The 9,497-nt window shown below is 32.5% G+C and carries 10 protein-coding genes; 1 reads left to right on the top strand and 9 read right to left on the bottom strand.

Going from position 1 to position 9,497, the window contains the following annotated elements:
• Positions 1 to 328: 328 nt before the first annotated feature.
• The 9 genes from Q4Q40_RS17900 to Q4Q40_RS17860 all read right to left on the bottom strand — a co-directional run bounded on the left by Q4Q40_RS17900 (position 329) and on the right by Q4Q40_RS17860 (position 8,405).
• Entirely contained in the window at positions 329 to 913 is a 585-nt protein-coding gene (locus Q4Q40_RS17900; protein WP_303303333.1) for a TMEM175 family protein, read from the bottom strand.
• Between the two features lie 208 nt (positions 914 to 1,121).
• A complete protein-coding gene (locus Q4Q40_RS17895) occupies positions 1,122 to 1,637 on the bottom strand; it encodes a DUF6265 family protein (RefSeq protein WP_303303332.1) in 516 nt (171 codons plus the stop codon).
• An 89-nt stretch (positions 1,638 to 1,726) separates the two neighbouring features.
• The gene (locus Q4Q40_RS17890; protein ID WP_303303330.1) at positions 1,727 to 2,128 is read right to left on the bottom strand and encodes a hypothetical protein; all 402 of its coding nucleotides are present in this window, start codon (positions 2,126 to 2,128) and stop codon (positions 1,727 to 1,729) included.
• Between the two features lie 13 nt (positions 2,129 to 2,141).
• Positions 2,142 to 2,594, bottom strand: coding sequence for an SRPBCC family protein (locus Q4Q40_RS17885; protein ID WP_303303329.1), 453 nt, complete (start codon positions 2,592 to 2,594; stop codon positions 2,142 to 2,144).
• 245 nt (positions 2,595 to 2,839) lie between these two features.
• The gene (locus Q4Q40_RS17880) at positions 2,840 to 3,403 is read right to left on the bottom strand and encodes an Lcl C-terminal domain-containing protein (protein WP_303303328.1); all 564 of its coding nucleotides are present in this window, start codon (positions 3,401 to 3,403) and stop codon (positions 2,840 to 2,842) included.
• A gap of 33 nt (positions 3,404 to 3,436) precedes the next feature.
• Entirely contained in the window at positions 3,437 to 4,576 is a 1,140-nt protein-coding gene (locus Q4Q40_RS17875) for a ferritin-like domain-containing protein (protein ID WP_303303327.1), read from the bottom strand.
• 14 nt (positions 4,577 to 4,590) lie between these two features.
• Positions 4,591 to 6,192, bottom strand: a complete 1,602-nt coding sequence (locus Q4Q40_RS17870; RefSeq protein ID WP_303303326.1) for a GMC oxidoreductase — start codon at positions 6,190 to 6,192, stop codon at positions 4,591 to 4,593.
• Between the two features lie 2 nt (positions 6,193 to 6,194).
• The gene (locus tag Q4Q40_RS17865) at positions 6,195 to 6,746 is read right to left on the bottom strand and encodes a hypothetical protein (protein WP_303303325.1); all 552 of its coding nucleotides are present in this window, start codon (positions 6,744 to 6,746) and stop codon (positions 6,195 to 6,197) included.
• Positions 6,747 to 6,797: 51 nt separating this feature from the next.
• The gene (locus Q4Q40_RS17860; RefSeq protein ID WP_303303323.1) at positions 6,798 to 8,405 is read right to left on the bottom strand and encodes a phospholipase D-like domain-containing protein; all 1,608 of its coding nucleotides are present in this window, start codon (positions 8,403 to 8,405) and stop codon (positions 6,798 to 6,800) included.
• A gap of 471 nt (positions 8,406 to 8,876) precedes the next feature.
• Between Q4Q40_RS17860 and pyrR the strand changes: the two genes are divergently transcribed.
• The gene (gene pyrR / locus Q4Q40_RS17855; protein ID WP_303303321.1) at positions 8,877 to 9,416 is read left to right on the top strand and encodes a bifunctional pyr operon transcriptional regulator/uracil phosphoribosyltransferase PyrR; all 540 of its coding nucleotides are present in this window, start codon (positions 8,877 to 8,879) and stop codon (positions 9,414 to 9,416) included.
• Positions 9,417 to 9,497 lie beyond the last annotated feature (81 nt).

Below are 9,497 nucleotides of genomic sequence, written 5' to 3'. Positions count from 1 at the left end.
ACTAACATGACCCTGTTTTATTAATACTAATGCTTTTACTCTCTGATATTGCAATAATTTGGTTTGCTGATTGAGTAAGACCTTTAACTCCGACTCACTTTCTTGAATAACTATTTCTATTTGCTTTGCCATAGGGGAATATACAAATAATTGAGTAAATTAACAAAGGAAATGGTATTAGATAATGACGCAATTTATCCGGTTATATTAGTTTATTTAAAACTAGAAGTTTAATTATTTGTTAAGGTTGTATGAATACAACTTTTAGAATTTGATTATTAGTTGTTTACTTCTTCTAAAATTTTACTTAACGGAAAAGATGAGAACATCATGAAGGGGGGACTTCTTTTGAAATAGAATTTAATTCAAAAACTTTAAGTATACCTACTAATAAAAATAAGGCCATAGCTACAAATGTATTTAAAGTTGCTAAGGATAAACCTATAACATATATAAGCACACACATAAAATCTAAAGCCTTTTTATCTAAACACATCGCTACTTTAGATGTTTTTCCATGAAATCTTGCAATAGAATTTCTTAAAAGCATGAATGATAATTGACTCATAAGAAGTACAAAGCCATATAAAACAACAGGAGTAACGTCTGTATGATGGTTACCGTCTCCAATCCAATTTGTTGTAAACGGGATTACAGATAACCAAAACAATAAATGTAAATTTGTCCATAAAATTTCCCCATTTATTTTTTCTGCTATTTTAAATATTTGATGATGAGCAACCCAATAGATACTAACGTATAAAAAGCTCACGAAATAGCTAATAAATGTTGGTACGATTTCAAAAAAAGCCTCTAAGGTATATTCCTTTGGAGCCTCCAATTCTAAAACCATAATGGTAATAATGATAGCAATTACACCATCACTAAAAGCTTCTAATCTTCCTGATGTCATTTTTGTAAATTTATTTATAGAGTAGTCTAAATTTTTTTGATTGAAATGAGAAACACCTATTTTATGGTCAATTGAAGCGTTTTTTGTGATTCATAGTAGTTCTATGGAACAATAAAAAGGCAAAAATTGAGTAAAAAAGGTCTTTTGTAGTGAATTGAAAAGAGTTTAAATCACTTCAATATCTACCTTTAGACAAATAGTTTTATAATTATTTAAGTTTTACATATTCAAACTGTATTTCTATTTCTTTTCCTGAAATTGTAGCATATAGCTTGTCTTTGTTTTTCCAATATTTTATTTTATTAGGAGAATCGGACTCTTTATTAGGAAAATCTTGCTCATTGTTTTCACAAACAAATGCTTTGGTGTTAGAACTTGTCATTTTAAATGAAGATGGTTCTGTTTCTCCTTTTAGTTCAATTTTAAAACTCCAATCAGTATTCGATTTTACAAGCTTAAATTTTTCTTGGTATATAGTATCTCCATTTTGGGTTGTATAACTAAATCCGACATATTCAGTCTTGCTTTTTTTATTCCAATTTTCAAATGTTTCTTTACCAATTTCCTCATTACTCCTTTTCCATTTACCTAATAACCAATCAAAATTATTGACTACTTCATTTAATTTAGTGGTATCCTCAGTTGTTTTTAGTTTTTCTTTTTTTTCTTGATTACAAGAGATACTAACTAAAACCCCGATAAATAAAATAACTATTTTTTTCATAATTTTTATTTTTTGCTTCCAACTAATCGTACCATATATTTAGTGAGCCCATTACCAAAAGCTTCTAATCTTCTAGGCGTCATGTCTCTTTATTTATAATAATTTCTATCGTCTGGTGCTTCATTTAAAGTAAATACATGCTGGTATTCTGGATCATATACACTCAAAATGGTGTAAGTTCCTGATGTTTTCCATGAACCTTCGTCCCAAGTACCATCATCATTAAATTGTTTTTCTATTTTTTGTGATTGAATTAAAACACGTCCCCAAAACAGCCATTTGCCATCTACATTATGAACAAAATAAACCCTTACTGGGTCTATTTGAAAAATACGCGCACTGGGCTTATCTTTAAATTCAAACACCATACCTTCTACATCTTTTAATGTAATTGGGGTCTTTTGATGCTTTTCCAGATCAAAAATATGAACAGGAAACCCTTGTTCTTCTGTTAATTGTAATGTGTCATTAATTTCTACGAAACTTCCCATTTTTTTTATTTTTTTAGTTAATGATTAATTTTCCTCCAAACATGTTTATCAAATTTTCAAACCCATCCTTATAAAATTGCGTTAACCCATCTTCAGAAGAATAAAATTTAGAAGACCATTGGACTAAGCAACGTTTATCCAATTCGGTTTCTATTACTTGAATTTGGGCATGGTATTTTTGTGTTGTTTCTCCCCACTCTCCTTTATGCCATTTATATTTATAACGCATATTTTCATTATCCATAAAAACTAATTCCTCCCAGGTTGGAGATTGATTGGGAAAAGTTAATTTTCTACGAATGTCTCTTTCTTCTCCTTGTTTTTCAATAACATCACAAATTGGAATATCTGGATGCCATTGATTGATATTATAAAATCCTCCAACCAGATGCCATACTTTGGAGGCCGAAGCATTTAGTTGACAGACTACAACTACTCGCCAATTTTTATATTCTTTTGTACTCATGTTTACTTTTCTTTTATTGGTCTTAAATGGAGTTAAAACTATGTACTTTAGTGCATGTCGCTTTCAGCTTCTAAAAACTTTTGACACGAATTTCACGAATTCACACGAATTCAGTTTTACCATATTTCACGAAGCAGACTTTCAGTCTGCCAAAACGAACCTATGGACTGGAAGTCCATAGGAGGAGTGGTTTAGTTGAAGCTTTAATTTCGACAAAACCTCGTTTCTCTAAATACCTTAGCTGATTAAAAAGAACGAACAGCTCTAACACGACATTCGTGATTTTTGAGATCGGTGAATATATTACCTTCTAAAAAGTATTGAGCCCAAGCGAAGTTAAGATCCAGTTCTGTAGAGCTCCAATAGAAATCGCTGGCAAAATTACCAACTTCTTTATTTGGAGATTTAGCACCACGCCCAATATTTGTAAACATTAAGCTCAATTCTTCTTTTGATGGCAAATACCAATCTGTAAAACCATTTAGACTTAGATCATAACAAAGTTGAGCTGCATATGGTTTAACGCCTTGACTTACGATAATTTTTGACGTGTTAGCTTTCCCAGAACCAACAATGCTATCAAAAGATTTGGTATTAGTGAAAGCTCCATAGTGCCATTGACTTCCTGTACTCTGATCTTGAGGAGCACATACTAACCCGTGTTGTCCAGTTGCGTCTAAATAAAATATAATGCCTCCTAATTCTGGGACATTTTGACCAATACTATATGGTGTTTTCTTTCCCTGTGAAAAAGTATTGATAGTTGCTAAAAGTAAAAAAGCGAATAAAATAGTTTGTTTTTGTTTCATGATATTATTTTTAATAATTGTGATTATTTAAATTTAAAGAAGCCTAAAACAAGGACCATAATTAAGTCCTTCCTTGTTATCAGGAATAGGTATCTGGATAAGAGGTAAAGCAAAATGCTCTAATTTAAACATGACTTCTATAGCATTTACTAAAGCGGCTTGCCCTCTGCCATTTATAGCCCAGGCATCTTCTAAAAACTTTACTAAATCGGTATATACTTTATCAAATTCATTAACTAAATGCCAAACTTCTGGTGATACGTCTTCTTTTAAATAGCCTCCTTTTGGAACTCTTGCAATTTTATAGGTCTCAGGACGTGGATTAGGGTCTTTGAAATAATATTTGTCTCCTTCTTGTACAATTTTCTTTTCATAATAAACTTCCCAAAAGCGATAAAAATGTGCCAGATTGTCCATGCCTGTACTTGCCGGAGTTACGTTTTCTGAGCCTTCGCCTTGTTCTTTAATCATATATATGGCTTTAGAAACACTTTCGGCATCTGCCATAACCCACCATGATAAAGGGCCTGCTAATTGACGTTCTACATCCATTTTTGGCTGTAATTCTTGAAATAATTCATTAATTCTATCGTACAATTCGCCAATAGTCGAATTATGCTCATGACTTTGATGGTGAATTTTATCACTCACACTACCATCTTCAAGACATAGACCTCCAAGGGTTACCAATTCTTTGGTTTCATAATCATAGATATCTGCAATTTCTTCTGGTAATTCTATTTCCATGAAATTCCGAAGTGAACAATCATTCAAGCCTTCTAAATACAGAAAAAGTTCTGGGTGTACACCTCCTGGTAAGCCAGAGGGGAATTTTAATCCATTTTCAGGATCATATATTTTAGGTGCACCACCAATTCCAACAATCATATTACATACCATGGCCATATGTAACATTTCTTCTTGAAAAATATTACGAATGGATTTTGCTACCTCACATTTGTTGTCTTTAATAGTCCACATAGCTTGTAGATAAATAGGAATGGTTGCAAATTCTAGTACTACAGCACTATTTAATAGTTCTTTTAATACGTGTAATTTGTCTTCATTAATATCTCCTACAGATTTTGAATGTAGAATTAATTCTTTTACGTTATTTAAAGTTGTTGCTTTCTCTTGAAAAGCATTTTTGAATTGTATTTCTTTTGTTGACATTGTTTGTTTTGGAATTAGTTTTGCTTTTTTTTAATAAAATGATCTACTAATCTAAAGGCCATTGCAGTAAGTGTAAGTGTTGGATTTACTGCACTTCCTGTTGGGAAAGCAGCATTAGAGCATATGTATAGATTATCGGTATCATGTACTTTCATGAATTTATCGGCTACGCTATTTTCTGGACTTGTTCCCATACGTGCGGTTCCTGTAGTATGGTGCCCGCCTGGTTTGTCCACACGAGAAGAGATTATTTCTAATCCCATTTTTTCAATGATCTGTTCTAGTAATTTCAAACGATCATTAGCATTTTTCATTTCTTCTTCTGTTCTGCTAAAATGTACTGTTGTTTGTGGTAAACCAAAACGATCTTTTCCTGGTTTGGCTTCTAATCTATTACTGTGTTTTCCTTTTTCTTCTAAAAAGGCTTGAATATTAACAGTCATTTCGCCATAAACGATTTCATCAATTTCTTCTCTAGTTTTCCCATCAATCATTAATTGAGCAATATCAACATTTGGAGTGGTACGATTTTTAAACATAAAAATCTTTCCTTTCTTTTGATGTTCTTTAGTATTGTAACTATGTGACATTAAAGTTGGAAAATCATATTCTTGAAACCATCCATTAGGGTTTGATTGCGCTTTACCAACTACATTTAACATAGAATGTGATACAACAAAACGGCCTACTAAATCATAATCATTGCCAATACCGTTTTCCCAGAATTCATTTTTTGAAGCTCTTAATAATTTAGGGACATTATAAGCCCCAGAAGCTAAGATTATTGTATCGCCTGTAATTGTATGCTCTTTTCCATTTATATTATCTGTATATGTTACAGATTCTATTTTAGATTTACTGGAAGTATTTACTTTATGTACTGGTGAGTTTACCCGAACTTCAAAATTGATAAATCGAGAATCTTCTTTTAAATCATCTAATACATATTGTGCATTAAACCGACCTCCAATAGGACAGTATTTGCAAGTACCCGTTGTCATACATTTTCTGTAACGAGCAACTGGCATCTTACCAGATTTTATTTTGCTTTTTTTGCCAGGATTTATATCACCATCTTGATATACAACATCTAATTGTTCCCAAGCTTTAATCATTTCTCCATCGGCAGCAGTCCACTCGAAAGGAGGCACAGGGTAAGGTTTAGATCTGGGAACCCAGTTAGCACTGTCATCTCCACAAACAGATAAATAGGCTTCAGCATCGTTATAATATGTTTCTAAGTCTTCGTAATTAATAGGCCAATCGGCACCTTCTCCTGTGTTGGTGAAAAGGTTAAAATCTTCGGGTCTAAAGCGTAAAGACCAAGCACCCCAATGCATGGTTGAGCCACCATAGGCTTTTACACGAACACCATCGGTTTGATAGTCTATGTTTCCTGTAGAATTTGCTTCAAATTTTTGATCGTAAGTAAATGTATATGGTCTTTCTCCCCGAGTGATATAATCCCACCAAAAGCGCCTGTCTTTGGCTATAATTTCGGGACCTGCTTCCAAAATTAGTATTGAAGTATCATGTTTGTGTTCTAATAAACCTTTAGCAATGGTTGCAGCAGCGACTCCACCACCAACAATTATATAATCAAACTGGTTTTTCATTCCTATTCATTTTTTAAATTATTGGAATCTGGGTTGTAAGCACGCACTTTAGAAATACGGTTGTATCGTGTGCCTCCTAAGAATCCATGATAGTTTTTTGCTTGTTCTCCACCATATTTGGTTCCCCAACTCTTAAATCCTCCTGCGGTAATTTGCATTCGGATAAATTCATTAACTACATATACTTTACAATGTGCTAATCGGGTAGTAGGGGGCGCACTATTATCTATATTACTTTCAAAAAATAATTTTTTATAAGCGTCTTCTTTTCCATACATGGCTTTTAGTTCATCAATCACATAGATAGCATTTACATATTCTCCTGTATAATTAGGCGCATTTTCGGTTTTAGCTTTTAACATTTCATACCATGAGCTTCTCTGGTTATTAGAATTGTAAATGGTATTAGACCAACTGAAACCAATTGCTTCAAATATTTCCCATAAGGCTTCTTTGTTTTGATGTGTAAGATTTTGCCCTTCTGCAAAAATTAAACCTGCAGAAAGTTTCTCATTACATACTGAACCTCCAATAGAAGTAACTTCTTCATTCATAAAGTGTGTATATTTAAAAGATTAATTATCTGTGTATTTTGAATGCTTTTATCAACTAAAGAGTTTACGCTCTGTATAATGTTGCGTTCCTTTTTTGAAATAAATATTGGTCCAGGAATCATCTGTAGCCAAATAATCACTAAAATAAACTTCGTCTAATCCATGGTTTGCCATTTGATCACGGAATTCAAAATGATTGAACAAACGTGTAAATTCTGTAAGATATATGTCTACTACATTGGTGTTTCCACGAATAATAATCATATTCTCATCATTATTCTGTGTAGAGGCTTTAGAAAAGTTAGCAGATCCAGTAATAAGTGTTGGGTCGTCTGTAAGAGGGTCTAAAAAAAGATATTTTGTATGTAAATATTTAACATGGTCGTTTAAACCTGTAAGATGTTCGGCTTCCCAATTTTTTAAACCTTCTTCTTCTATTTCTTCATCATTAAGTATGGCTCCTAAAGCAATTCTATTGTTAGGTGTGTCTTTAAAATCATCAAAAGTGTTTCCTTCGTGTTCTAATAAAATATATCGAAGTGAATCATTTTCTTTACTCATGATATCTGCAAAATCTTGATTTACTCCAAAAGCTGCGGTAAAACCAATAGATTGTTTTGCATTTTCAATTTGCTTTCCGTACCAATCTAAAACGCTTAAATCTGGTCTAGGACTAAAAATTGGAGTAATTCCTTTTTGAACGTCTTTTTTAGGAGTTGGTGTATGATCCTCATTTAAAGGACGAATTTCTTTCATTTGCGGATCTTTGGACAGTCGTGTCCAATATTCTAAATAGGCCTCAGCAACAGTTTTATCTCTTACTATATGCCCAACATTTGATTGTCCAAAAATACCTCCTCTTGTAAAATTGGTAGATCCCATCCATACTTCAATAGGTTTTCCTTTATGTAGGAGTACAATATATTTATTATGTTTTATGGAAGAATTTGCTGTTCTGGGAATCATTAGTTTTTCAACACCAGGAACTTTGGCTATGGCTTTGTCTGTGTTTTCCCAAGGTCCAACTTTTGACCTGTCGTATATAATTTTTACATCAGCACCTCCTTCAGAAGCATCGTATAAAGCTTGAATCACTGGTACATGGTCAAATTCGTAAGCAGCCACACGTAATGCGTAATCTTTTCCTTTAGCTTCTGCAATAAAGGCTAGCATAGCTTCTTCTAAACCTCTGGAAAGCCATTTATAGGCTTCATTGTTTGGAACTTTATCAGGGCTTTTGTTGTCAAATTTTCTAGCATAGGCTTGTCCTACAGTACCTCGATTAAAAAAGACGCCGTGTGTACCAGAATTTGGATCTTCGGTAGTGATCTCTATTTTAATTTCCTTGCCGTTTTTTCTGTTTTTAGGAGTCCCATAAACAGGTGTTGCAGAATATTCATAGTTAGTATTAGGTTCTGCAGTATAATCCCCCCAAAGAAAAGCTTGAATTAAGGCTTCATCATTTTTATTACCTTTTTCTTTAAATTCTTTGAACCCTTTCAGGGCTGTTGTTTTACCAGACGAAGTTTCTTTACGTTTAAGTAAAAAGCCTAATAAGTCTTTTTTTGCAGTTTCATTAACGTCCAAACAAAGTAATACAACATGTGTTCCCGCTATAATGTGTAGTGAAACTCCATTTACTTGATTTCTTAATCTCATATTTTCAATTTATTGGTTATATTTAATAGCCTTATTAAGGCTAAATAATTAATACATAATTTTGAAAAAGACAGAAATTACATTGTCTTAATGAGAGGTTTTAGAGACGAATCTAATTTTATTTTTTTAAATAAACAAGAAAAATTTTACAACTTATTTTTTTATTAATAATATTCGCTCATTTGTTTATGATGAAAATTTTAAGAATAAAATGGAAGTAGTATTTATTAATATTTTCATTTATCACAGGTTCTCGCTAAAACTAAAAGTTGAAGCAAATTCATTAATAAAATATTTATAGGGATTGTTTTTTTGATATTTAACATGTGTAGTCTATACTTTAAAGTCTTTTTGGGGGGATTTTGCTTTTCATTTATATCATGTTGATTGATTATATAAGTGCTAACTTTATGTTTCTACTTCTAAAATTTTGCATTATCTTTGTACTCCAAACACGTTTGGATAGTATATATGAGTCAAAAAGTTTTACTTAACGCAAAAGAGGTAAACATCATTCTTCATCGATTGGCTTGTCAACTTATTGAAAAACATACCGACTTTTCTAATACCGTTTTAATTGGATTACAGCCACGTGGCGTATTTTTGGCAGATAGAATAGCAAAAATATTAGAGGAAGATTATAAGGTTAAAAATATTCAATTGGGACAGCTGGATATTACATTTTATAGAGATGATTTTCGTAGAGGAGAAAAGACACTTGAAGCTAATGCCACTAAGATTAACTTTTTAGTTGAAGATAAAAACATAGTCTTTATTGATGATGTTTTATATACAGGACGTAGTATTAGGGCAGCTTTAACAGCAATTCAATCTTTTGGCAGACCAAATGAAATAGAACTATTAACGCTAATAGACAGGCGTTTTAGCAGACATTTACCTATACAGCCAGATTATAGAGGCAGGCAGGTAGATGTTATAAATAACGAAAAAGTTAAAGTAAACTGGAAAGAGCATGACAATGAAGATTCCGTTTATTTAATTGAAAAATAATAATTTAGCTAGGAGCTAGGAGCTAGGAGCTAGGAGCTAGGAGCTAGGAGCTAGGAGCTAGGAGCTAGGAGCTAGAAGATA

Source organism: Flavivirga jejuensis (assembly GCF_030540765.1).
Lineage (GTDB): Bacteria > Bacteroidota > Bacteroidia > Flavobacteriales > Flavobacteriaceae > Flavivirga > Flavivirga jejuensis.
Note: the sequence above shows the minus strand (reverse complement) of the source record. Positions and strands in the feature narration are given on the sequence as shown.